This window comes from Gemmatimonadota bacterium (assembly GCA_016714015.1).
Classification (GTDB): domain Bacteria; phylum Gemmatimonadota; class Gemmatimonadetes; order Gemmatimonadales; family Gemmatimonadaceae; genus Pseudogemmatithrix.
In genome coordinates this window covers 701005-725731 of record JADJNZ010000001.1, presented here as the reverse complement: position 1 = coordinate 725731, position 24727 = coordinate 701005, and the positions used below count along the sequence as shown (strand labels likewise).

Sequence of the window (24727 nt, the reverse complement as noted above, 5' to 3'; positions counted from 1 at the left end):
GATGTGACGGTCAACGCGATGGACGGGGCTCTCCCCGGAGATTCGCCGTGGCGCGGAGCGCAGTCGGCGGGGCAACTTCCCCGCACCTCGCTCATGTCAGATCAACGCCCCGGCACTTCCATTGACCCGACGCTCCCGCTGCGCGCCAAGGCAGGGGACCGTCAGGCCTTCGCCCAGCTCGTGGACGTGATGTACCAGCGTTCCCTGCGGTTCGCCCTGCACATGGTGGGCAATCGCGAGGACGCCGAGGAGGCGGTGCAGGACGCGTTCGTGCGGGTGTGGCACAACCTCGGCCGGTTCCGGGACGATGCCCGGTTCGAGCCCTGGCTGTTCCGCATCCTGGCGAATCGGTGCCGGAGCCTGATGGAGAAGCGGCGACGGCATGCGACGGTGATCCAGTACGGGGAAGTGCCGGAGCGGGGCGGTCCAGTCCGCGAGGGCGACGACCGAGACTGGACGGAGGAGATCTACCGGGTCCTCGCGACCCTGCCGGTGGAGCAGCGGGAGGCGTTCCTGCTCCGACATGTGGAGGACATGGCGTACGAGGACATCGCCGCGGTGACGGGCGTGGGCCTCAGTGCGCTCCGAATGCGAGTGAAACGGGCGTGCGACGTACTGCGAGCGCGCCTCACCGAGGTGATACGGGATGAGTGACGGACAGGACAGGATCATCGCGCAGGTTCGCGCGACACTGCGGGAGGCGCCGGAGGCACAGGCGGACCCGCGGGCGGTGGCTCAACTGCTGAGCGCGGTGTGGGCCGCGCCGCGCCCGTCGGCGTGGCGGCGGTTCCTCGATGCCTGGCGGGTGCCGGCCCTTTCGGGGCTCGGCGCCTCCGCCGTGGCGGCCTTCGCCCTCTTCGCGGGGTTCCTCGCCCGCGGGTCGGTGGAGCCGCGCGCCGAGCGTGAGCCGATGATGGCGACGGGCGAGTTCCCGACCCCGACGGGCGCGCCGGACGCGGCCTTGGCGGGCGGCGTGCCGGTCATCCCGGCGGCGGCGATAGGGGGCGAGTCCGCCCCGGTCGCGACGCAGTTCGTGCTCGACCGCGCCGACGCGCGGAGCGTGTCGCTCGTGGGCGACTTCAACGAGTGGCAGGGCGGGGCACTCCCGCTCACCCGGCTGGAGAGCGGGCTCTGGACTGCGACGGTCCCCCTCGCGCCCGGCCGGCACGTGTACGCCTTCCTCATCGACGGTACATTGATGGTGGCCGATCCGCGCGCGCCCAAGGCGGGCGACGCGGACTACGGCCGCGAGGGTTCCGTCGTGATGGTCTTCGCCCGATGAGCATGCATCGTAGAGTGATCACTCTCGTCGCGCTGGTGCTCGCCAGCGTGTCCGCCGCCCCTGCGCTCGCTGCGCAGCAGGGGTCGGTGGTGCTGCCCATCGCCGATGCGAGGACGCGCACGGCCGTCGAGCGGGAGATCGCTCGGGCCGCGGCGAAGGGGCTGCCGGTGCAGCCGCTCATCGCGAAGGCGAACGAAGGTGTCGCGAAGCAGGCTTCCGGGGAGCGGATCCAGGAGGCCGTGGCGTCGCTGGCGAAGCGTCTCGAGCAGGCGCGAGCCCTTCTGGCTCCCTCGATGTCGGTCGCGGAACTCGCCTCGGGCGCGGAAGCGCTCGTGAACGGCGTGCCCGCCCCGATGCTGAAGCAGATCCGTGCGTCCTGGCCCGCGGAGCGGTCGGTGGTCATGCCGATCGACGTCCTCACGGAGCTGGTGGTGCGCGGGATCCCCGCGAAGCACGCGCTCGAACAGATCACCGCCCTCATGCGACGCGGCGCGACCGCGGCGCAGATCGCCTCGCTGGGACAGTCGGTCCAGGCCGATGTCGTGGCCGGGCTGGCGCCCGATGCGGCGCTCGAGGTGCGGGCCCGAGGCGTGATGTCGCTCCTTCCGTCACCTGCTGCCACCGCCAGTCTCGCTCCCACTGGCTCGAGGCCCCCGCGGTGACGTGATCCGCCGCGCGGCGCTGGGCGCCTTCGTCGTCCTCGCGACGCGCGGCCTGTCCGCGCAGACGCTCCCGGAGCTCCGCTTCGAAGGGGGCTATGCGAGCGTGCGGCAGCCGGGCTTCAACGGGCAGGACACGGTGCCGGCGGTGGACGCGGCGCTGCTCGCCATCTATTGGCGCAAGCCGACCGACCGGTGGACGCTCTACTCGAGCGGCAACCTCACGTACGCGCGCGACTCGCTCGCGGCGGCGCAGGCCGTCGCGGCGGTGGTCTTCCCGTGGCTCACCAACGAGCACCTGCGCACCGACGTGGGGGCGACCGGCGCGACCTTCTCGTTGCGCAGCGCCGGGCGTGGCGGCAACGGCACGGGGTTCATCCGGCAACACTACGTGCGTGATGCCTGGGGCGCGTGGGGCGGGACCGCGGTCGGCCTCACCGTGCGCGACGGTCGTCGTCGCCGCAGCTACTCAGGCGACATCGGCGGATGGACGCGGTGGCGCTTCCTCTTCGCGAGCGCCTCGGTCTCGCGCCAGAACTCCGACGATTTCCCCCTGCTCTTCGCGAGCGGTGGGACGATCGCGCCCTTCGCACTCTCGTACGAGCTCGAGGACTGGCAGTTCGCGATGCAGGCCCGACGAGGCCCGCATGAGCTCTCCGCCTCCTGGACGGATCGTCGCGGGATCGCCGGCACCGACGACGGGGGCGAAGGCCTCTCGCTGAGCGGCGTGCTGCAGCTCTCCGACGACATCGCCTTCCTGGCGAGTGCCGGACGGCAGCTCTCGGACCCGCTGCGCGGCCTGCCGCAGGCGGACATCATCACCGCCTCCGTCCGCGTGAGCATCGGGCCGAAGCCGCTGCCCGTGATGCAGCGCGTCGCGATCGCCGAGGCGCTGCTCGCCCCGCGCGAGGGCGAAGGTGCGACCTTGGTCGTGCGGGTGCAGGCGCACGACACCCTCGCGGTGGAGGTCGCCGGCGACTTCTCCGACTGGCGGCCGGTGCCGATGGTGCGCGAAGGCACGGTATGGGTCGCCCGCATCCCGTTGCCGCCGGGCAAGCATCATGTGGGCGTGCGCGCCAACCTCGGGCCCTGGCGCGCCCCGCGGAACCTCGCGCGCGTGCGCGACGATTTCGGCGGCGAATCGGGCCTGATCGTGGTACCTTAGCGGATCACCCCCCTCCTCCGGAGCCCGATCGTGCCGTTCACGTCGCGTCGTTCCTTCCTCGCCGGTCTCGCCGGCGCCGGTGCTGCCCTCCCGGTGTTCAGCGAGCGCGCGGTCGCGCAGCTCTTCAAGGCGGAGACGGTGGCCGGTGGCCGCACCGCCGCCGCCCTCGCGGATGACGAGGCGTACTGGGGGCTGATCCAGCGCGCGTTCGACGCCGAACGGACGATGATCAACCTGAACAACGGCGGCATCTCGCCGGCGCCGAGCCATGTGCTCGAGCAGATGATCCGCGACCTGCGGTTCGTCAACGAGCTGCCGGTGGAGCACAACTGGCGGGTCCTCGAGCCGCGCATGGAGTCCACGCGCCGCGAACTCGCCAAGGAGTTCGGTTGCGATCCCGAGGAGATGGCGATCACGCGCAACGCGTCCGAGGGGCTCGAGATCATGATCCTCGGGATCGACCTCCAGCGCGGCGACGAGGTGATCGTCACCAACCAGAACTACGGGCGGATGATCACCACCTGGCAGCAGCGCGAGCGGCGCGAGGGGATCGTCCTCAAGCAGGTGTCGTTCCCCGTCCCGATGACCGACCCCAAGGCGTTCGTCCGGATCATCGAGCAGGCGATCACGCCGCGCACGAAGGTCATCGAGCTCACGCACATCACCAACCTCACCGGACAAATCCTCCCCATCCGGGAGGTGGTGCAGATCGCGCGTCCGCGCGGCATCGAGGTGTTCGTGGACGGGGCGCACGCGTTCGCGCACTTCCCCTTCACGCGCGACCAGCTCGACTGCGACTACTACGCGACCTCGCTCCACAAGTGGATGCATGCGCCGATCGGCTCGGGCTTCCTGTACGTGCGCAAGGAGAAGATCGCGAAGCTCTGGCCGATGATGGGCTCCGACGTCTCGCGCGTGGCCAACATCCGCAAGTACGAGGAGATCGGCACGCACCCGCAGGCGCTGTTCAACGCCGTCTCTGTCGCGATCAACTTCCACCGCGGCATCGGCGCCGACCGCAAGATCGCGCGGCTCCGCTACCTCCGCGACCGCTGGGCGAAGGCGCTCCTCGCCGAGTCGCCGCGGGTGAAGGTGCTCACCGAGCTCGGGCCCGAGAAGTCCGGCGCGATCGCGCTCTTCAACGTCGACGGTATCGACCCGGTGCAGCTCGGCGGATGGTTAATGAGCAACTATCGCATCGTGAACACGCCGATCGTGCACCCCGAGTTCAAGGGCATCCGCATCACGCCGAGCGTCTACACGAGCGTCGACGAGATCGACACGTTCGTCGATGCGGTCAAGGTCGCGATCCGGCGGGGCATCTCGGCGTGAGTCACTGGTTGCTCAAGTCGGAACCGTCGACCTTCTCGTTCGACGACCTCCGGAAGGCGCCGAAGTCGACCACCGGGTGGAGCGGCGTGCGGAACTTTCAGGCGCGCAACACCATGCGCGACCTGATGAAGAAGGGGGACCGCTGCTTCTTCTATCACTCGAGCGCCGACCCGACGGGGATCGTGGGGATCTGCGAGGTGGTGAAGGAGGGCTATCCCGATCCGACCGCCTTCGACCCGGCGGATGACCACTTCGATCCCAAGTCGAAGCCGGAGACCCCGACCTGGATCCAGGTGGATGTGAGGGCCGTGCGCACACTTCCCAGGATCGTCACGCTCGCCGAGCTCAAGGCGCTCAAGGGGCTCGAGAAGATGGTGCTGCTCCAGCGCGGGAGCCGCCTCAGCGTGCAGCCGGTCACGGCGAAGGAGTGGGCGCTGGTGTGCAAGCACGCGGGTGTGCCGGCGGAGTGAACGCCCTCTGATCGCCGGGCGCCTGCGCCCGCGGGGCTTGCACCCTGTCATCCGAACCCCGCCGTCGGTCGCCTGACAGGGCGCAGGGTTCTCCCGATGGCATTGCCGGGGTCCCGGACCTAGTGTGCAGGTGAGCGCCGCACCGTCGGCGCTCGGCGGCCCCGCCTCACGGGGTCCGGATCCGGAGGAACGGATGCCCAAGCTCACCACTCGACTCGGACGCGCCACGAAGCGCGCCGTCGACGCGATCGAGACGCAGCTCCTCGTGAACGAGGGCCGCAAGTCGGTCCAGGCCAAGGTCGCGCGCGTCAAGCGCACCACGAAGAAGGCGCTCAAGGCCGGCGCCATCGCGGGAGCGCTCGTCGCGACCGCCGTCGTCATGCGCGACAACCGGAAACGCCGGAAGCTCGACGCCTGACCGACTCACGCGGCGCCGCGGGCGCCGGGAGTCCAGATGCCCACGCTCGACCCTTGGGTCCTGCGCTTCGATGAACTCGTCGCCGCCGACGTGCCACGTGTCGGCGGGAAGAACGCGTCACTCGGAGAGATGATCCGCGAGCTCGCGGGCGCTGGTGTGCCCGTGCCGCCAGGCTTCGCGACCACGGCGCATGCGTACCGGGCCTTCGTCGCCGAGAACCGGCTCGGGCCGGTGATCGCGCGCGAGATCGCGGCTCTCCATGCCGGCACGCGCGCACCGCGCGATGTGGGGGCCTCCATCCGTGCCGCCTTCCGTGCCGGGCGGCTCCCGGATCCCATGCGCGCGACCGTGCTCGAGGCGTATCGCGCTCTCGGCGCCCCTGCCGTCGCGGTCCGTTCCAGCGCGACGGCAGAGGATCTGCCCACCGCGAGCTTCGCCGGACAACAGGAGAGCTTCCTCAACGTGCAGGGCGAGGAGGAGCTCCTCGCGAGCGTCGTGCGTTGCCTCGCGTCGCTCTTCACCGACCGCGCGATCGCGTATCGCGAGGCCAACGGGTTCGACCACGCGACGATCGCGCTCTCGGTCGGCGTGCAGCGCATGGTACGAGCGGATGCTGGCAGCGCCGGCGTCATGTTCACGATCGACACGGAGTCAGGATTCCCCCAGGCGGTGCTCATCAACGCCGCCTGGGGCCTTGGCGAGAGCGTGGTGAAGGGGACGGTCGATCCGGACGAGCTCCTGCTCTTCAAACCGGCCATCGCGCGCCATGCGCCGGATCCATTGCTCCGTCGTCGGCTCGGCGCCAAGGCGACGATGATGGTGCTCGCAGAGGGTGAGCTGCGCACCCGCACGGTCGACGTGCCGGCGGACCGGCGCGCGCGCTTCGCGCTCGACACGGCCGATGCGATCACGCTGGCGCGGTGGGCCATGCGGATCGAGGAACACTACTCAGAGCTCGCCGGCCGACCCACGCCGATGGACATCGAGTGGGCGAAGGACGGCGTGACCGGCGATCTGTTCATTCTGCAGGCGCGCCCCGAGACGGCGCAGGCGCGCGACGTCGCCCGCGGCGCGCCCGTCCGGCATCTGGTCGAGGCGTCGCGCGTCCTCGTGCGCGGTCGCAGCGTGGGGACTGGGATCGCGCTGGGACCGGTCCGGGTCGTGCACGGACCGGAGGAGCCGTTCGCGGACGGCAGCATCCTCGTGACCGAGATGACCGATCCGGACTGGCTCCCGCTGATGCGGCGCGCCGCGGCCGTGGTCACCGATCACGGCGGCCGGACCTGCCATGCAGCGATCCTCAGCCGCGAGCTCGGCATCCCCGCCGTCGTCGGCACCGGCGACGCGACGACCAAACTGGTCGACGGCGCGGAGGTGACGGTGAGCTGCGCGAGCGGGGATGAGGGGCTGGTGCACGAGGGGCGCCTCCGCTTCGAGGAGACCCCGGCCGAGCCGTACGTGCCGATGCACACCGCCACGCGTGTGCTGCTCAACCTGGCCGACCCCGGGAGCGCCTTGCGGCACTGGCGGCTCCCGGCCGACGGCATCGGGCTCGCGCGCATGGAGTTCATCATCGCGAACGAGGCGCGCGTGCATCCGATGGCGTTGCTGCATCCGGAGCGGATCACCGACGCCGTGGTTCGCGCGGAGGTCGAGGCGCTTCGCGTGGGCGAGGCGCGGCCGGGCGGGTGGTTCATCGAGACGCTCGCGCGCGGCGTGGCGACGCTCGCCGCCTCGCAGTGGCCCAAGCCGGTCGTCGTCCGGATGAGCGACTTCAAGACGAACGAGTACGCGGGGCTCCTCGGCGGACGGGACTTCGAGCCGGTGGAGGAGAACCCGATGATCGGGTTCCGCGGCGCGGCGCGGTACACGCACCCGCGATACGCCGAGGGATTCCGGCTGGAGTGCGCCGCCATGCGCATGGCCCGCGAGGCGATCGGGCTCACGAACATCGTCCTCATGATCCCGTTCTGCCGCACGACCGAGGAAGCCGATGCGGTGCTCGAGGCGATGGCCGCCGAGGGACTCGTGCGCGGTCTCGCCGGGTTGCAGGTCTACGTGATGTGCGAGGTGCCCTCGAACGTCATCCTCACCGAGGCCTTCGCCGACCGGTTCGACGGATTCTCGATCGGGAGCAACGATCTCACGCACTTGACGCTCGGGATCGACCGCGACTCGGCGCTCCTCGCCCCCGGGTTCGACGAGCGAGATCCCGCCGTGTTGGCCCTCATCCGGCAGGTGATCCACCGCGCGCATCAGCAGGGCGACCCGGTGGGACTCTGCGGGCAGGCGCCGAGCGACGATCCCTCGTTCGCCGACCTGCTCGTGGCGGAGGGGATCGACTCGATCTCGGTGGATCCCGGCAGCATCATCAAGGTCCGGACGCGCGTGCACGACGCCGAGGTGCGCCTGGCCTACGAGCGGTGGCATCACCACTCGCCTCTGCTGAAGGCGGCCGCGGCGACCGCGGCCGCAGGCGCGGAGCACGCGACCGTCTGAGGGTCAGCCCGCCGCGATCTCCGCGCCGAGTCGCGCCGTCGCCTCGACGAGCGCGTCGAAGTCGGAGTCGTCGGAGCGGTGGTTGGTGATCGCCACGCGCATGCCGTAGGCACCGCGGATCGTCGTGCCGCTCGGCACGGCGATCCCCCGTTCCTGGAGCTGGAGCAGCAGTTCGCGGTTCACCGCGTCGCGCCGCTCCGGCGCAAGTGTCGCGGGCGCATATCGCATCACGACGATATTCATCGGCGTAGGGGCCATGCGCTCGAGGGACGGGTGCGCATCGACGAGGCGGGCCAGTCGCGTCGCCTGCGTCACATTCCGCGCGATGTGCGCGCCGAGCGTCTCGAAGCCGACCGCCTTGAGGAACATCCAGACCTTGAGGGCCGAGAAGCGGCGCGTGAGCTCGATGCCGCGGTCGGCGAAGTGGATCCCCGACCGTCCGAACACTCCGCGCTCCTCGCCAGCGAGGTAGGCGGCCTGCATGGAGAAGGTGCTGGTCAGATCCACGTCGCGACGCGTGAGCACGCAGGCGACCCCGAACGGCAGATAACCCCACTTGTGCAGGTCGAACGCGATCGAGTCCGCGCGGTCCATGCCGCGGACGATCGGCGCGGTCGCTGGGGAGAGTGCGGCCATCGCACCGAAGGCGCCGTCGACGTGGAACCAGAGTCGTTCGCGTGCCGCGAGGTCGGCGAGCGCGACGAGGTCGTCGGTCGCGCCGGTCTGCACCGTTCCCGCGGTGCCGATGATGCAGAACGGTCGATGCCCGGCGGCGCGGTCAGCGGCGATCATGGTCGCCATCGCGGCGACGTCCACCTCGAAGGCGTCGTTCACCGGGACCGGGCGGAAGCCCGCCTTGCCGAGTCCGAGGAGGTCGCACGACTTGGGGAGCCATCCGTGCACTTCACTCGAGGCGTAGACGAGCAGCGTCGGCTGGCCGGACTGCAGGCCGTCGGTGCGCACGTCGAACCCGGCGCCGTGCCTCCGCGCGACCGCGAGCGCGAGGACGTTCGCCATCGTGCCGCCGCTCACGAGGATCCCGCCGGCATCCGACGGATAGCCCATCGCCTCGGCGAGCCAGCGGACGACGGTCTGCTCGACGAACTTCGGTGCCTGCTCGAGACCGCCGACGTTGGGATTGATCACCGACGCGAGGAAGTCGGCCATCGCCGTCTGCGGCGTGCCGGTGCCCATCACCCAACCCCAGAAGCGCGGGTGGATGTTGCCATTGGGATAGGGGCGGACATACCGCAGGAAATCGTCGTATGCCGCGGCGTCCCCGGCCCCCTTCACCGGAAGCGGTTCACCGGCGAGGTGCGCCTTCACCTCAGCGGGCATCGGCTGCCAGGCGGGACGGGTGCGGACGTCGCGCAGGAAGTCGATGGAGTCATCGACCATGCGATGCGCGAGGGCGCGGTAGGCGTCCCAGTCCTGCGGGTCGAGCGGAGGGATGGTCATATGAGTCCGAAGAGCATGGCGAGCCCGGAGCCGAGCCCGATGGTGACGATCGCGCGCCTGACCCAGGTCTGGCCGACGCGCTGCGCGAGGAGCGAACCACCGATCCCGCCGAGCGTGGCGCCGACGGCCATCGCGATCGCGAGGGGCCAGTCGACGATGCCGCTCGCGGCGAAGATGAGCACGGCGACGAGATTCATCAGGCCGCCGCCCCAGTTCTTCAGGCCGTTCATCTGATGGATGTTCGTGAGTCCCATCAGGCCGAGGGCGGCGAGCATGAGGATCCCGGCGCCGGCGCCGAAGTACCCGCCATAGATCCCGACGAGCAGCTGGCCAGCGAGGAAGGGTGCCGGCGGCGGGGCGAGGGTGCCGTCGGCATTCTCGATGGTGCGATGGGGCGCGGCCTCCCGCAGCCGACGCAGGAGCGGCCCTTGGGCCATGAACAGCGCGGTCGCCCCGAGGATGAGCCACGGAACGATTTGGGCGAACCGCTGTTCGGGGGTGACGAGCAGGAGGCTCGCGCCGATCACCCCGCCGAGCAGGCTGGGGATGGCCCAGACCCGAGCCCAGGCCTTGGCCCCCCGCAGCTCCGCCCGATAGCCCCACATGGACGCCATCGTCCCCGGCCAGAGCGCGACGGTGGAGGTCGCGTTGGCGGTGATCGGGGGGACGCCCAAGGCGACGAGCGCGGGGAAGGTCACCAGCGTCCCCCCGCCGGCGACGGCGTTCACGGCGGCGCCGACGGCGGCGGCGAGGGCGACGAGGAGTGGCAGCAGCAGGGGAAGTCCGGGCGCGCGTTCAGGGGAAGTCCCGATGGCGTCAATGGTCGGCCCGGGGCGTGCGTAAGGATAGCGTCGGGCGGGGGGGGGCGGGGCACTCGCCCGCGCGACCGATACTATCTTATTGACGCGGGCATGGATGCCCGCGCGCTCCCCGGTCCGCGCCCTGCCACGACCGGGACCAACCCCCCAGCCGGAACTCCACGATGGCTGCAGACGCCAAGGCGCCCGTGACGGGCGACCACCTCGAGATCAAGGACTCGCGCACCGGGAAGATCTACCAGGTCCCGATCACCGACGAGACCATCCGCACCGCCGACCTGAAGCAGATCAAGGTCAATGCCGACGACTTCGGCATCATGGGGTACGACCCGGCCTTCATGAACACGGCCTCGTGCCGCTCGGCGATCACCTTCATCGACGGTGACAAGGGGATCCTGCGCTATCGCGGGTACCCCATCGAGCAGCTCGCCGAGAAGTCGAACTTCCTCGAGGTCGCGTGGTTGCTGCGCACCGGCGAGCTTCCGACGCAGGTCGAGTACGACGAGTGGCAGAAGCAGATCACCTACCACACGTACGTCCACGAGAACATCAAGCGCTTCATGGAGGGCTTCCGCTACGACGCCCATCCGATGGCGATGCTGACGGCGGGCGTCGCGGCGCTCTCGTCGTTCTACCCGACGTCGAAGAACATCTTCGACAGGCACGAGCGCGACGTGGCGTTCATCCGGTTGCTCGCCAAGATGCCGACGCTGGCGGCGTTCGCCTACCGTCACGTGAAGGGCATGCCGTACGTCTATCCCGACAACTCGCTGCCGTACGCCGAGAACTTCCTCTCGATGATCGCGCGGATGTCGGAGCCGAAGTACGAGGCGCATCCGGTCTACGCGAAGGCGATCGACATCCTGTTCATCCTCCACGCCGACCACGAGCAGAACTGCTCGACGAACGCGGTGCGCGCGGTGGGCTCTTCGCAGGTGGACCCGTACTCGGCGGTCGCGGCCGGCGTGGCGGCGCTGTACGGCCCTCTCCACGGCGGTGCCAACGAGGCGGTGCTCCGCATGCTCGAGGAGATCGGCGATGTGAAGAACATCCCTGCCTTCATCGAGTCGGTGAAGAGTGGCAAGGGCGCGGCGCGCCTGATGGGCTTCGGCCACCGCGTCTACAAGAGCTACGACCCGCGCGCGAAGATCGTGAAGTCGCTCTGCGACGACGTGCTCCGCGTCGCCGGCCTCACGAAGGACATGGAGATCGCCCTCGAGCTCGAGCGGATCGCGCTCAGCGACGACTACTTCATCTCGCGCAAGCTCTATCCGAACGTCGACTTCTACACCGGCCTGATCTACCGGGCCATGCACTTCCCCACCGACTACTTCACCGTGCTGTTCGCGATCGCGCGCACCGCCGGCTGGCTGTCGCAGTGGGAGGAGCTGCTGCTCGACAAGGAGCAGAAGATCGCGCGGCCCAGGCAGATCTACACCGGGTATGCCGAGCGGCCGTACTCCGCCAAGGTCGATCTCGGACACAAGATCAAGAAGTGAGGACGGGGTGAGGTGAAGGACGAGAGGGCGAGGCCACGCGGCCTCGCCCTCTTCCGTTGCCGCCTCGGTGCGTCCCGGATCGCCACCGGCACCCGCTCCGCTCTTCCGCACCGCGCACCCGGCACCACAGCTTTCCTCCTCCACCCGCCCGCGCCGATCCGGAGCATGACCGACCCCATCCTCGAACGTCTCGCCGCCGCCACCGCCGGCCGATACGAGATCCTTCGCGAGCTCGGTCGTGGGGGGATGGGTGCCGTCTATCTCGCCCGCGACCCAGGCCTGGACCGCGATGTCGCGATCAAGGTCCTGCCGCCCGAGTTCGCGGTGCAGCACACGCTACGGGAACGTTTCGTCCGTGAGGCGAAGCTCGCGGCCTCGTTGTCGCACCCGAACATCATCCACGTCCACGCGGTCGAGGAGCAGGGGGACCTGCTCGCGATCGTCATGCAGTTCGTCGAGGGGGAGACCCTGACCGAGCGCATCGCGCGGTCAGGGCCGTACGACGCGGCCGATTGTGCCCGCCTCCTCCAGGACGTCGCCTGGGCGCTTGGCTATGCGCACGGGCGAGGTGTCGTGCATCGCGATGTCAAACCCGACAACCTCCTCATCGAACGCGGCACCGGCAGGCCGATGATCCTCGACTTCGGTATCGCGCGCCAGGTGGAGGCGAGCGGACTCACGGAGGTCGGGCAGTCGATCGGAACGCCGCACTACATGAGTCCGGAGCAGGCGGCTGCCGAGTCGATCGATGGAAGGAGCGATCTGTACTCCCTCGGGTGCGTGGGATTCTTCGCCGCGACCGGCCGTCCGCCGTTCGATGGCGACAGCGCCCACAGGCTGCTGATGCAACACCTCACCCTGCCGGCGCCCGCCGTCACCAGCCTGCGCGCCGAGTTCCCGAGGGGGCTCTCCGACGTCATCGCCACCGCCCTCGCCAAGGAGCCCGCCCGGCGCTATGCGACCGGTGAGGCGATGGCCGACGCGATCGGCTCGCTGCAGCTCCGCTCGCGCGAGGTCGCACCGCTCCTTCGCCTCTTCCAGCAGCAGACGGCGCAGTCACTCCAGACCGTCCTGATGCTCGGCGTGGTCTTCCTCGTCTTCATGGGATTCTCGGGCCAGTCCACCACCCTGCTCGGATCCGTCTTCACCGTCGTCGCGGCCACGATGTCGCTGACGATTCTCGGACAGGTGCTGGATCGCGTCCGCTTCGTCGTGCGGCAGGGGTTCACGGTCAGCGACGTCCGGGCAGCGATCGGGGCGATGGGCGAGGATACCGCGCGCGCGCGCGAGCTGCTGCTCGCCGACCCCATCGAAGGGCGCCGCATCCGGAGGCGCAAGGTCATCGCGATCTTCGGCGCGATGGTCGCCGGTGGGCAGATACCCATCCTGCCCAGATACGCCAGGTTCGACGTGAACGGTGATCGCGTCCTGCCCGGGCCGGCGATCCTGATGATCCTGTCGATCGCGATCCTCTTCGGCGTCTCGCTCGCGCTCTGGACGGCGCGACCGGTGCGCGTCACGCTCGCGCAGCGCGCGGCGAACAGGATCTGGATGTCCTCGCTGGGCGCGAGGATCTTCGCGCGCGCCGAGCGACGCTACGCCGCCGAGATCGCGTCGCGAGGCTGACGTCAACCCGTTCCGCCCTCCGCGCTCCGACAGATCCTGCGGACCGGACATGCAGTGCACCGCTTCACCCGCGCAGTGCACACGAGCGCGCCCAGCTCCATCAGCGCCTGGTTGTGCGTCCAGGTCGCCTTGCCGGTGCGCGGCAGCGACGCCTCGGCGATCGCCCAGATGTGCTTCTGGTCGCGCGGTCGCTTGGGGTGCAGACGTGGCGCGAAGACCCGCGTGAGCACCCGCGCGACGTTCGTGTCGACCAGCGCGGCGCGGCGCTCGAACGCGAACGTGGCGACTGCGCCGGCGGTGTAGGCGCCGATGCCCGGGAGCTGGCGCAGCGCGTCGGGGTGACTCGGGAGCAGCGCGCTCGGCGACGGCGATGCAGGTGTCCCCGCAGGCGTGACACCGTCGCCCGGCTCGTCCCCCCACGCGCGCGGGCCCTCTCGCACCACCGCCCGCGAGAGCTTGTGCAGGTTGCGCGCGCGCGCGTAGTACCCGAGCCCCGCCCAAGCCTCGAGCACCTGCGCCTCGCGCGCGTCGGCCAGATGGTGGAGGGTGGGGAACCGGTCGAGGAATCGCCGCCAGAAGTCGAGGACGCGCGACACCTGCGTCTGCTGGAGCATCAGTTCCGACACGAGGATGTGGTACGGGTCGCGCGTGCGGCGCCACGGCAGGTCCCGCGCGTTGCGCCGGTACCAAGCGCGGAGCTTCTCGCCGAACGCCCGCAACTCCGTCTCGTCGAGTCGTGGGCCGCGCGAGGTGCGCCGCTTCGTCCCGCGGGCGCGCGGGGTCAGTGCGGCGCCCACGTCGGCGTCGCGGAGAAGAGCCCCCCTTCGACGATCAGTTCGTGGGCGAGCAGCACGCCGAACGCGATGCTCAGCGCGCCAGCGGCGAACCGGATCCCCGCCTGCAGGCGATTCACGCGCGCCCCGACGTACATCGCCGGTACCGCGAGCAGTACCGTGACCGCCACCATGCCCGCCACCGTGCCCAGCCCGAACACCAGCAGGTAGGCGAGCGCCGAGAGCGTGTCGCGGATGGTGGCGAGCACCAGCAGCGCCACCGCGGCCGAGCCGGCGAGTCCATGCACCAGCCCGACGAGGAACGGTCGCACCGCCGGCCGTGCGCTCGGGGTGTCGTCCCCGGCACGGAGGTTCTGGTACCCGAGCAGGATCAGCATGAGCGACACGCCGAACTCGAGCCCAAGCCCGATGCGTGGCGGGATCACCAGACGGAAGGCGACGATCGCGCCGCCCACGACGAGCAGGGTGAGCGTGTGGCCGATGCCCCAGAGCGCACCCACCCACGCGGCGCGCGACAATCTCCGCTCACGCGCGACGATCGCCGTCACCGCGACGACATGGTCGGCGTCAGTGGCGTGCCTCAGGCCGAGGAGTGCGCCAAGGGCGATGGCGGTGAGGGCGTCCGGGAGCATGTGCGGGTGGGCTCAGGTCACTGCTGGGCGTCGTACGCCGCGTAGTGCCGGACGAGCATCCGCTTCGCCTCATCCACCACCGCCGGCCGGTACTCCACGGGTACCATGCACGCGAGCTGCATGAGCGCGTGCACCGTCTGTACCGAGACCAGCGCCGACACCGCGCGCATCTCGGGGGCCATCCTCGGATAGCGCAGCGCGAGGAACTTGCCCACGTGGCCGACGAGCGCGTTGTTGAGCGCCTCTTTGACCGCCGGGCAGTTGCGATGGATCGCGTCCTGCATCGCTGGGAAGGCGGGGGTGCGCTCGATGAACGCCATCTGCGAGGAGAGGACGCGCTCGAACAGTACCTCGGGCTCGATGTGCGCCATCTCCAGCGGCATCGCCTGCTCGTTCACCAGTCGCACGCGTTCCGCGTAGCGGATGCCCAGCGCCTCGATCACCGCTTCCTTGTTGGGGAAGAAGTGGTAGAGCGAGCCCACGCTCGACTCCGCGCGGTCCGCGATGGCCTGCATCGACGCGCCGTCTACGCCCGTCTCCGCGAAGACCGCCTCCGCGGCGTCGAGGATCTGCTCTACGCGCCGCTGTCCGCGCTCCTGCTGCGGTGCGCGGGCGGCCCGGGCGTCGAGCGAGTCAGGGAGGGGGGTGGGGTGGGTGACGGCCATATAGGAATACAAAATAGAGACTTTCGTCTAGTATTGACAAGTAGAGGAAACCCTCTACTAATTATCCTCGTACTAGAGGCAACTCTCTAGAACTGACGGCTGCCTCCAAGCCGGACCGCCCCCTCGATCGACACACCCGATGCGACGCAGATCCGCAGTGCTCGCCCTCCTCGTGCCGGTGCTCGCGCTCGCGCCCCGAGCCGCCGTTGCTCAGTCCCGCGTGCTCGATGAGTACGTGACGATCGGCCTCGCGCAGAACCTCGCGCTCCGCCAGCAGTCGCTCGCCTCCGACCGCTCCGACGCGGTCGTGCGCGAGGCGCGCGGGAACTTCCTCCCCTCGGCGACGCTCAACGCGCGCTACACCGACTTCCGCGGCAGCGGCGTGGACTTCGGGGCCTTCATCAATCCCGTCTTCGCCACGCTCAATCAGCTCACGGGGACGAGCCAGTTCCCGACGAACGTGAACGTGCGGTTGCCCCTCCGGCAGGAGACGACGGTGCGCGTCGCGCAGCCGGTCTTCGCCCCGGCGATCCTCGCGGGATATCGCGCGGCGAACGCGGCCCGGGACGCGCAGGATGCGACGCGCGATGCGGCCATCGTGCAGGTCGCAGCGGAGATCCGGTCCGCGTACCTCCAGCATGCGAAGGCGCGTCGCCTCGCCGAGCTGCGGGCGGCGACGCGGACGCTGCTCGAGGAGCAGGTCCGCGTGATGACGCGGCTCATCGAGGCCGGCCGCGCGACGCCCGACGCGCTCTCGCGCGCGCGCGCCGAGTTGAGCGAGGCGGTCCAGCTGCAGGCGGAATCGGGCCAGCTCGCGAGCGCCTCGGCGCAGGCGTTCAACATGATGCTCGCCCGCGCGCTCACCGACACGGTGCTCGTCGACGAGGACACGCTCGGGTTCGGGCCGCTGCCGTCGCTCGAGGATGCGATCGCGCGCGGTGCTCGTGAACGTCCGGAACTCCGCGCGCTCGGTGCGGCCGAGCGCGCGGCGACCGCGCAGCGTCGCGCGGTGCAGGCGAACTATCTCCCCAATCTCGCGGTCGCGCTCGACTACGGATTCCAGGGCAACGAGTACCGCTTCGCCTCCGACGCCGATTACACCTCGCTATCGGTGGTGGCGTCGTGGAACCTGTTCAACGGCGGGCGCGACGCGGCACGAGCGGAGCAGGCGGCGCTCGATGCGCGGCGCTACGCGGTGCAGGGCGACGAGGCCCGCCGCGGCGTCGAGCTGCAGGTGCGTCTCGCCTGGCAGGCGGCTGCGGTGGCGCGGGCAGCGATCGCGACCGCTGAGGACCAGCGCGCGGCCGCCGCGCGCACGCACGACTTGGTCCGCCGTCGCGCCGAGGAAGGACTCGCGTCGCCGCTCGAACTGAGCCAGGCGCGCACGCAGCTCACCGCGGCCGAACTCAACGCCGTCTTCACCTCCTACGACTACTACCTGCGGCGCGTCGAGCTCGACCGTGCGGCCGCGCTCTACCCGAGGGCCACGCCGTGAACCGCTCGCTCCTGCTCCCGCTCCTCCTCATCACCGCGGCATGCGGCGGCGCCGATGCCGCCCCCCGCGACGAATCGGTGCGCGCCATCCCGGTGCGCGTCGCCAAGCCCGAGTTCCGCAAGGACCTCCCGCCCATCGTGCTCACGGGAACGGTCGGCGCGAAGGAAGAAGTGCCGCTCGCGTTCAAGATCGGTGGGGTCGTGACCCGAGTCGCCGTGGACGCCGGTCAGGCCGTCGCCGAGGGGGACGTGCTCGCGGAGCTGTCGCTCACCGAGATCGATGCCCAGGTCGCCGCGGCGCGCGAAGGGCTCGCGAAGGCGCGTCGCGACTTCGCGCGCGCCGAGAAGCTGCACGTCGATTCCGTCGTCACGCTCGCTCAGCTCGAGGATGCCCGCACCGGGCTCGACGTGGCCGAGGCGCAGGCGAAGGCGGCGGAGTTCAATCGCCAGTATGCGGTGATCCGCGCGCCGGCGGGCGGCGTCGTGTTGCGCCGCCAGCTCGAAGCGGGACAGCTCGTCGGCCCGGGCGCCCCGGTGCTCGTCCTACGCACCGAGCGAAGGGGGCTGGTGCTCCGCGCCGCAGCGGCGGATCGCGACGCCGTGCGCCTCGCGGTCGGTGCGCACGCGGCACTCTCGTTCGACGCCTTCCCCGGGGAGACGTTCACCGGCACCGTCGAACGGATCGGCGTGGCGGCCTCGCCCGCCACCGGCACCTACGAGGTCGAACTCTCGCTCGCCCCGGCCGGGCGCCGCTTCGTCTCCGGTCTCATCGGGCAGGCGGAGCTGCGCCCCAAGGCGGGCTCGGCGATGCCGTTCATCCCCGCCGAGGCGCTGCTCGAGGTCGACGGCCCCAACGCTGCGGTCTTCGTGCTCGCGACAGATGGCCAGCACGTCGAGCGGCGTCGGGTGCGCGTCGCCTTCCTCGACGGCGCATTCGCCGCGCTCGCGGGCGGCCTCGAGCCGACCGCGCAGGTGATCACGTCGGGGGCGACGCGTCTCTCCGATGGCTCGGTGGTCACCGTCTCGGCGGAGCGCGCGCCGTGAGGATCGCCGAGTTCTCGGTCAAGAACCGCCAGTTCACGGTCGTCGCGTTCGTCGCGCTGCTCGCGATGGGCATCTACTCGATCCTCTCGATCCCGCGCGCGGAGGATCCGAGCTTCCCGATCCCGATCTACCCGATCATCGTCGTCTACCCGGGAGCGAACCCGACCGACCTCGAGCAGCTGGTGGTCGATCCCATCGAGGACCGCGTGCGCGCGCTCGAGGATCTCGTGAGCGTGAAGACGAGCATCGAGGACGGGCTCGCGGTGATCCTCCCCGAGTTCGACGTCTCGGTCGACGCGAACCGGAAGTACGACGAGGTGGTGCGCGAGGTGAACGCGCTCCGCGCGGAGCTGCCGCAGGACCTCGCGCGGCTCGATGTGAACAAGGTCAGCCCGATGGACGTCAACATCGCGCAGTTCGCGCTCGTGTCGGAGACCGCGCCGTACGCGGTGCTCGACCAGGAGGCGCGGAAGCTGCGCGACGAGCTCGCGCGCATCGCCGGCGTGAAGGAGTCTGACACCTGGGGCTATCCCCAGCGCGAGGTCCGCGTCTCCGTCGACGCCGGGCGGCTCGCCGAACTGCGGATCCCGCTCACGACGGTGTTGCAGGCGGTGGGCGGCGAGAGCGTGAACATTCCCGGCGGGTCGGTCGATGCCGGTCGCCGCCGCTTCAACGTGAAGACCAGCGGCAGCTACCGCTCGCTCGACGAGGTGCGCGAGACAGTGATCGGCGGCGCCCAGGGGAGCACGGTCCGGCTCCGCGACGTCGCGACGGTCGAGTGGGACTATGAGGAACTGACCGACCACGCCCGCCTCGATGGCAAGCGCGCGGTCTGGGTGACCGCGAACATGCAGGAGAACCAGAACATCATGGCGGTCCGCGACCGCCTCTGGGCCGCGGCGGACCGCTTCGAGGCCGAGCTGCCGGGGACGATCAGGCTCGAGCGACCCTTCGACCAGTCGGCGAACGTGAAGCTTCGCCTGTCGCGACTGGGGATCGACTTCGTCATCGCGATCCTGCTCGTCCTGCTCACCCTCCTCCCCCTGGGTCTCCGCGCCTCTGGGATCGTGATGGTGAGCATCCCGCTCTCTCTCGCGATCGGCGTGACGCTGCTCAAGTCGGTCGGGTACACCATCAACCAGCTGTCGATCGTCGGCTTCGTCATCGCGCTCGGCCTCCTCGTCGACGACTCGATCGTCGTCGTGGAGAACATCGCCCGCTTCCTGCGGGAGGGCCGTACCCGCACGGAGGCGGCGATCGCGGCGACGCAACAGATCTTCGTGGCCGTCCTCGGTACCACGGCGACGCTCGTCTTCGCCTTCCTGCCCGTGCTCATGCTCCCCGGCACCGCCGGGAAGTTCATCCGCTCCATGCCGAGCGCCGTCGTCCTGACGATCCTGGCCTCGCTCCTCGTCTCGCTCACGGTCATCCCGTTCCTCGCGAGCGTCTTCCTCCGCGAGGAGGAGGACGAGCACGGCAACGTCTTCCTGCGTGCGCTGAACCGCGGGATCGACGCGACCTACGGCCAGTGGCTGCATCGCGCGCTGGCCAGTCCGCGCTCGACGCTGGTCGTGGCGACCGCGCTCTTCATCGGGGCGCTGGCGCTCGTGCCGCGCATCGGGTTCTCGCTCTTCCCCAAGGCGGGGACGCCGCAGTTCCTGGTGACGGTGGCCGCGCCGGTCGGCAGCTCGCTCGCGGTGACCGACTCCGCGGTGCGGGTGGCCGAGCGCGCGGTTATGGCGCGCCCCGAGGTGCGGGCGACCTACGCGAACATCGGGCGCGGGAATCCGAAGATCTACTACAACATCAACTCGCAGAGCATCCGCACCAACTACGGCGAGCTCTTCGTGCTGATCGACGAGTATGACGCGGCGGCGACGCCGGCCATGCTCGACTCGCTGCGCACCATCTTCGACGCCTATCCCGATGCGCGCATCGAGGTGAAGGAGTTCGAGAACGGCCCACCGATCGAGGCGCCGATCGAGTTCCGCGTCCGCGGTGGCGACCTGGACTCGCTGCGCGCGATCGCCGCGCGGCTCGAAGCGCTCATCGAATCCGAGCCCGGCACGCGCGACGTGGTGAACCCGCTGCGCGTGAGCCGCACCGATCTCGCGCTCCAGCTGGACCGGGCGAAGGCGGGGTTGCACGGCGTCCCGACCGCGGAGATCGATCGGGCGGTGCGGTTCGGGCTCGCGGGCCTCCCGGCCGGCCGGTTTCGCGACACCGACGGCGAGGAGTACGACGTCACGCTCCGGCTCCCTGGCGATGCGCGCAAGGACGCGTCGGCGCTCGACCGGCTCTTCGTCGGCTCGGTGACCGGCGCGCAGGTACCGCTGCGCCAGCTCGCGTCATTCACGTTCGAGACCTCGCCGCCCATCGTCCAGCACTTCGACGGACAACGGTCGGTCACCGTCCAGTCGCAGGTCCGCACGGGCTACAACACCGACCGCGTGACGCGTGCCCTGCTGGCGAAGCTCGACAGCTTCCCGCTGCCGGTCGGCTATCGGATCGAGGCGGCGGGAGAGATCGCCAGTCGCGAGGAGAGCTTCGGCGGGCTCGGCACCGCGATCATGGTCGCGGTGTTCGGGATCCTCGCGATCCTCGTGCTCGAGTTCAAGACGTTCCGCGGCATGCTCATCGTCTCGAGCGTGATCCCGCTCGGCGTCATCGGCGGGATCGTGGCACTCTGGCTCACGGGGTACACGCTGAGCTTCACGGCGGTCATCGGCTTCGTGGCGCTCATCGGCATCGAGATCAAGAACTCGATCCTGCTCGTGGACTTCACGAACCAGCTGCGCGAGCAGGGGCATGCGCTGCGGGAGGCGATCGAGAAGGCCGGCAAGATCCGGTTCGTCCCGATCGTGCTGACCTCGGCGACGGCGATCGGCGGCCTCTTCCCGCTCGCCATCCAGGGGAGCTCTCTCTACTCGCCGCTGGCGATCGTGATCATCGGCGGGTTGGTGAGCAGCACGCTGCTGAGCCGCCTGGTGACCCCGGTCCTATACGAATTGCTACCCCCCATGCCCGACGATGTAGGGTGATCGGCGGCTGGCGCCCGGGCCGCGGACCGGGCTGATTTCAGCGATGCCCGCGCGCCTTCGGATCCGGTACCTCGTCGCGGCGTTCCTCTTCTGGGGGGGCGCCGCTGCGACCGCCGTCTCGGCGCAAGCGGCGGACTCGATCGCGGCGGAGGACCACCATGCGCGTGGCCGCGAGCTGTTCCGAGCGAACCGGTTCGACGGTGCGGCCGTGCAGTTCGGTGAAGCGGCGAGGATCCGCGAGCAGCTCGGCGACAGCGCCGGGATGGCCAGTTCGCTGAACAGCATGGGCTCCTCCCAGTATCAGGTGGGCGAGTACGAGTTCGCGCTCGACGCGTTCCTCAGGTCTCTGGAGATCCGACGGTCACTCGGCGACTCCATCGGGATCGCGCGGGTGCTCACGAACATCGGGAAGACCTACCAGGACTGGGAGCAGTTCGACCGTGCGCGGCCGGTGCTCGCGGAGGCCGTTGCCGTGGCGGAGGCGATCAAGGCCCCCGTGGTGCTCGGGTATGCGCTGAACACCCAGGCGCTCCTGCTGAGCGATTTCGGTGAGCAGTCCTCCGCCCGCGCGCTCATCGCGCGCTCGCTCGCGCTCTACGCATCACGGAGTTCACCAACGGAGATCGCCGACTCGGCGACCAGCGGCTGGGCGCTCAACATGGTGGCGCTTGGCGTGGTCGAGACGCGGGACGGGGCCCCGGACCTCGCGATCGGGCATCTCCGGGACGTCCTTCGCGTCGCCGAAGCGGAGGGAAACGCCCGGAGCCAGGCCAGGACACGCCTCCACCTCGGACAGGCGTGGCGGGCGAAGGGGGATCTCGCCGCCGCGGCGCGCGAGTTCTCCCGTGCGCGCGCCATCGCGGGCGAGACCAAGCAGCGCGTGTTCGCGCTCGATGCGTTGCGCGGACTCGCGGAGGTCGAGCAGACGCGCGGTCGCGCGGATGCGGCGCTGACGGCCCTTCGCGCGGCCGAGGCGCTGCGCGACACGGTCTTCGCGCGCTCGACGGCGCAGCGCATCGCGATCATGGAGTCGCGGCTCGACCGGGAGCAGCAACAACGGGAGACCGCGCGGCTCCTGGCCGAGCAGCGGGTGCAGGAAGCGACGATCCTCCGGCAGCGGGTGATCGGTGTGCTCGGCGCCTTCGTCCTCGTGCTCGGCATCGTGGTGGTCGTGCAGCTGGCGCGTTTCGGCCGTCGCGGCCTCGAGCGCGAGGCGCTCCTCTCCAAGTCCAACGCGGCGCTGGAGCGCACCAACGACGAGTTGCGCACCGCGCTCTCCGAGGTTCGGACGCTCAAGGGCCTCATCCCGATCTGCGCGAGCTGCAAGAAGGTCCGGGACGACCGCGGCTTCTGGGAGGCGGTGGAGTCGTACATCTCCAACCGCTCCGATGCGATGTTCAGCCACAGCATCTGCACGAGTTGCGGGCCGAAGCTCTATGGCGACGCCTGGCACCCCGACGATCCCGATCCGGCGCCCATGCCGCCGGTCGGCAGGGACGTCAGCTGACCTTCTTGGTCTTCCGCTTGAGGAAGTCCATCAGGATGAACTGCCCGAGCGTCATCGTGTTCGTGAAGTAGGCGCGCCCGCGGGTGATCGCGCTCACCATCTTCACGAACTCCACGAGGGCGCGGTCTCGCGCGAGCATGAAGGTGTTCACCGGGATCCCCGCCTTGCGGCAGGCCGCGACCTCGGTGAGCGTCTCCTGCAGCACGAAGGCGTCGAGCCCCATCGCGTTCTTGTAGATCCGTCCGTCGGGCATCGTGAGCGCGCTCGGCTTGCCGTCGGTGATCATCACGATCTGGCGCATGTCCTTCTTCTGCGCCATGAGGAGGCGTCGCGCCAGCTTGAGCCCCTCGGCCGTGTTCGTATGGTACGGGCCGACCTGTGCCTTGGCCAGCGCGCCCATCGGGATCTCCTCCGCCGAGTCGTGGAAGAGGATCACCTTGATGCTGTCTCCGGGGAACTGCGTCCGGATGAGGTGCGTGAGTGCGAGCGCGACCTTCTTGGCCGGCGTGAACCGGTCCTCGCCGTAGAGGATCATCGAGTGCGAGCAGTCGAGCATGAGCACCGTCGCGCAACTCGACCGGTACTCACTCTGCCGCACCATCAGGTCGCTGTAGTCGAGGTCCATCGGCACCTCGAGCGATCCTGTGCGCATCATGGAGTTCTTGAGCGTCTCGTTGACGTCGAGATTGAGCACATCGCCGTACTCGTACGGTTTGCTCCCTGCGTCTGCTTCGATGCCGGTGGCGAGCCAGGGCGTGTCGTGCGATCCGAAGTTGCTCTTGCCGAGCCCGCCGAGGATCCCGCGCAGCGACTTGTACCCGAGGAAGTCGATGCCCTTGGAGGTGAGGTCGAACTGGACGTCCTGCGCGGCGGCCTTGGCGAGCCCCCCAGGGCCGAACACCGACTGGTGCCCCGCCGGCGCCTGCGGCGCGTTCTCGGCCTTGAGGAACCCCTCGGCCATCAGGCGCTGGACGATCTCGTCGAGGAGCTTGGAGAGCTTCTGCTCGGAGATGTCGTCGCCGTCGCCGCGGAGGGCCTCGAGCATCTCGGGGGTGAACTGCCCCGACTGGATGAGCGCGTCGAGGATCGCCTGTTTGAGGGCGTCCATCGAGCGGTCGCCGCCCTGATCGAGGTCGCGATAGCCCCATGGATCGGGATCGCCGCCACCCGCGAATCCCGACTGGAGCAGGAAGTCCGCGAGGTTGTCGAGCAGCGCCTGGAGGTCCACCGCGTCCGCGGATTCCGGGCTGAACTTGCTGTAGGTATGGAATCGCATGGGTCCTCGGGGCCTATCCGCCCAACACCAGGAGGGTGAGATAGGTTCCGTAGGAAGCGACGAGGAATCCGCCCTCGAGCCGCGAGAGCACGAAGCGGGTTCGCATCATCGGGAAGAGCATCGCCGAGAAGACGAGCATCCATACCATGTCACTCCCGACCATCGCGTCGCCGACGGCGATGGGTGCGATGAGCGCGGTGATGCCGAGGATGCCGAGGATGTTGAAGATGTTGGATCCGATGACGTTGCCGAGGGCGATCTCGCCCTGTCCGCGCCGCGCGGCCATGATCGAGGTCGCGGCCTCCGGGGTGCCGGTACCAGCCGCGACGATCGTGAGCCCGATCACCCGTTCACTCATGCCCGCGGCCCGGGCGAGTTCGATCGCGCCGCGCAGCAGCACCTCTCCGCCGAGCACGAGCATGGCGATACCGGCGGCGATGAACAGGAGCGCCTTGCCGACCTGCGCGGTGCCGTCCTCGAGTGCGCGGGAGCCGACCTCGGTCTGGAGGTCGCTCGCCGCCTCCCCGGTCACCGCCGTGCGTCCGAGGCGAACGGCATAGGCGGTGAAGAGCGCGATCCCGATGACGAAGAACGCACCCTCGAGGCGGTCGAGTTGCCCGTCACGCGCGAGCAGGAGCAACTGGAAACTCGCGAGGAACATGAAGGGCCATTCGAGCTTCACTGCGCTCGAGTGCACGCGCATCGGCTGGATGAGGGCCGTGAGTCCGAGCACCACGGCGATGTTGAAGATGTTCGAGCCGACGACGTTCCCGAGGCTCAGGTCGCTTGCGCCGCGGAACGAGGCGGCGACGCTCACGGTGAGTTCGGGGAGCGAGGTGCCCATCGAGACGATCGTGAGGCCGATGACGGCGGCGCTGATCTTCGCGACCCGCGCGATGGTCACCGCGCCGCGGACGAGGACGTCGGCACCGAACCCCAGGATGGCGATCCCGAACACGACGAGTGCGACTGAGACGAGGAGAGGCATGCCGGGAATCAAACCTTCGGAGCCGATCCTGTCACGTCGGTCGGTTGCGGCGTGGAGTTC

At 69.8% G+C, this 24727-nt stretch carries 21 protein-coding genes; 14 read left to right on the top strand and 7 right to left on the bottom strand.

All coding sequences use genetic code 11. The features are described from left to right. The first annotated feature begins 93 nt into the window (after positions 1-93). The 8 genes from IPJ78_03100 (at position 94) to ppsA (ending at position 7825) form a co-directional block, all read left to right on the top strand. Positions 94-654 (top strand): sigma-70 family RNA polymerase sigma factor, encoded by a 561-nt coding sequence (locus tag IPJ78_03100; GenBank protein ID MBK7905528.1) that lies wholly within the window; start codon positions 94-96, stop codon positions 652-654. Then, complete coding sequence (locus IPJ78_03095; protein ID MBK7905527.1) at positions 647-1282, top strand: isoamylase early set domain-containing protein; 636 nt, start codon at positions 647-649, stop codon at positions 1280-1282. Before IPJ78_03100 ends, IPJ78_03095 begins: the two co-directional genes overlap by 8 nt. 14 nt (positions 1283-1296) lie before the next feature. Beyond that, positions 1297-1944 (top strand): hypothetical protein, encoded by a 648-nt coding sequence (locus IPJ78_03090; protein MBK7905526.1) that lies wholly within the window; start codon positions 1297-1299, stop codon positions 1942-1944. Position 1945: 1 nt separating this feature from the next. Continuing rightward, a complete protein-coding gene (locus IPJ78_03085) occupies positions 1946-3106 on the top strand; it encodes a glycogen-binding domain-containing protein (protein ID MBK7905525.1) in 1161 nt (386 codons plus the stop codon). Between the two features lie 93 nt (positions 3107-3199). Beyond that, complete coding sequence (locus IPJ78_03080; GenBank protein MBK7905524.1) at positions 3200-4438, top strand: aminotransferase class V-fold PLP-dependent enzyme; 1239 nt, start codon at positions 3200-3202, stop codon at positions 4436-4438. Next, entirely contained in the window at positions 4435-4908 is a 474-nt protein-coding gene (locus IPJ78_03075) for an EVE domain-containing protein (protein MBK7905523.1), read from the top strand. Before IPJ78_03080 ends, IPJ78_03075 begins: the two co-directional genes overlap by 4 nt. 193 nt (positions 4909-5101) lie before the next feature. Beyond that, complete coding sequence (locus IPJ78_03070) at positions 5102-5326, top strand: hypothetical protein (GenBank protein ID MBK7905522.1); 225 nt, start codon at positions 5102-5104, stop codon at positions 5324-5326. 36 nt (positions 5327-5362) lie between these two features. Next, positions 5363-7825, top strand: a complete 2463-nt coding sequence (ppsA, locus tag IPJ78_03065; protein MBK7905521.1) for a phosphoenolpyruvate synthase — start codon at positions 5363-5365, stop codon at positions 7823-7825. A gap of 3 nt (positions 7826-7828) precedes the next feature. Here ppsA and IPJ78_03060 read toward each other — a convergent pair whose 3' ends face one another. Together IPJ78_03060 and IPJ78_03055 are read right to left on the bottom strand one after the other, a co-directional pair. Then, positions 7829-9283 (bottom strand): amino acid decarboxylase, encoded by a 1455-nt coding sequence (locus tag IPJ78_03060; protein MBK7905520.1) that lies wholly within the window; start codon positions 9281-9283, stop codon positions 7829-7831. Beyond that, entirely contained in the window at positions 9280-10056 is a 777-nt protein-coding gene (locus IPJ78_03055; protein MBK7905519.1) for a sulfite exporter TauE/SafE family protein, read from the bottom strand. Before IPJ78_03055 ends, IPJ78_03060 begins: the two co-directional genes overlap by 4 nt. Positions 10057-10289: 233 nt before the next feature. Here IPJ78_03055 and IPJ78_03050 point away from each other — a divergent pair, with 233 nt between their 5' ends. After that, complete coding sequence (locus IPJ78_03050) at positions 10290-11600, top strand: citrate synthase (protein MBK7905518.1); 1311 nt, start codon at positions 10290-10292, stop codon at positions 11598-11600. 165 nt (positions 11601-11765) lie between these two features. Then, positions 11766-13226 carry a serine/threonine protein kinase gene (locus IPJ78_03045; protein ID MBK7905517.1) on the top strand — a complete coding sequence of 487 codons (1461 nt, stop codon included), beginning with the start codon at positions 11766-11768 and terminating at the stop codon, positions 13224-13226. 2 nt (positions 13227-13228) lie between these two features. Here the strand turns inward: IPJ78_03045 and IPJ78_03040 are convergent, their stop codons facing one another. The 3 genes from IPJ78_03040 to IPJ78_03030 all read right to left on the bottom strand — a co-directional run bounded on the left by IPJ78_03040 (position 13229) and on the right by IPJ78_03030 (position 15317). Next, on the bottom strand, positions 13229-13840 hold the full coding sequence (locus IPJ78_03040) for a hypothetical protein (GenBank protein MBK7905516.1): 612 nt from the start codon (positions 13838-13840) through the stop codon (positions 13229-13231). A 167-nt stretch (positions 13841-14007) separates the two neighbouring features. Continuing rightward, positions 14008-14652: a HupE/UreJ family protein gene (locus tag IPJ78_03035; protein ID MBK7905515.1), complete on the bottom strand. Its 645-nt coding sequence runs from the start codon at positions 14650-14652 to the stop codon at positions 14008-14010. Between the two features lie 17 nt (positions 14653-14669). Then, positions 14670-15317, bottom strand: a complete 648-nt coding sequence (locus IPJ78_03030) for a TetR/AcrR family transcriptional regulator (GenBank protein MBK7905514.1) — start codon at positions 15315-15317, stop codon at positions 14670-14672. Positions 15318-15456: 139 nt separating this feature from the next. Between IPJ78_03030 and IPJ78_03025 the strand changes: the two genes are divergently transcribed. Genes IPJ78_03025 through IPJ78_03010 form a run of 4 tightly spaced genes read left to right on the top strand, consistent with a single transcriptional unit; the run spans position 15457 to position 22403 of the window. Continuing rightward, complete coding sequence (locus tag IPJ78_03025) at positions 15457-16812, top strand: TolC family protein (GenBank protein MBK7905513.1); 1356 nt, start codon at positions 15457-15459, stop codon at positions 16810-16812. Beyond that, positions 16809-17855 (top strand): efflux RND transporter periplasmic adaptor subunit, encoded by a 1047-nt coding sequence (locus IPJ78_03020; GenBank protein MBK7905512.1) that lies wholly within the window; start codon positions 16809-16811, stop codon positions 17853-17855. The genes IPJ78_03025 and IPJ78_03020 overlap by 4 nt, the downstream gene beginning before the upstream one ends. Beyond that, positions 17852-20896 carry an efflux RND transporter permease subunit gene (locus tag IPJ78_03015; GenBank protein MBK7905511.1) on the top strand — a complete coding sequence of 1015 codons (3045 nt, stop codon included), beginning with the start codon at positions 17852-17854 and terminating at the stop codon, positions 20894-20896. Before IPJ78_03020 ends, IPJ78_03015 begins: the two co-directional genes overlap by 4 nt. Positions 20897-20939: 43 nt before the next feature. Next, positions 20940-22403: a tetratricopeptide repeat protein gene (locus IPJ78_03010; protein MBK7905510.1), complete on the top strand. Its 1464-nt coding sequence runs from the start codon at positions 20940-20942 to the stop codon at positions 22401-22403. Here the strand turns inward: IPJ78_03010 and IPJ78_03005 are convergent. Then, on the bottom strand, positions 22396-23679 hold the full coding sequence (locus IPJ78_03005) for a VWA domain-containing protein (protein MBK7905509.1): 1284 nt from the start codon (positions 23677-23679) through the stop codon (positions 22396-22398). The genes IPJ78_03010 and IPJ78_03005 overlap by 8 nt on opposite strands. 13 nt (positions 23680-23692) lie before the next feature. Further along, positions 23693-24667, bottom strand: coding sequence for a calcium/sodium antiporter (locus tag IPJ78_03000; GenBank protein ID MBK7905508.1), 975 nt, complete (start codon positions 24665-24667; stop codon positions 23693-23695). Positions 24668-24727 lie beyond the last annotated feature (60 nt).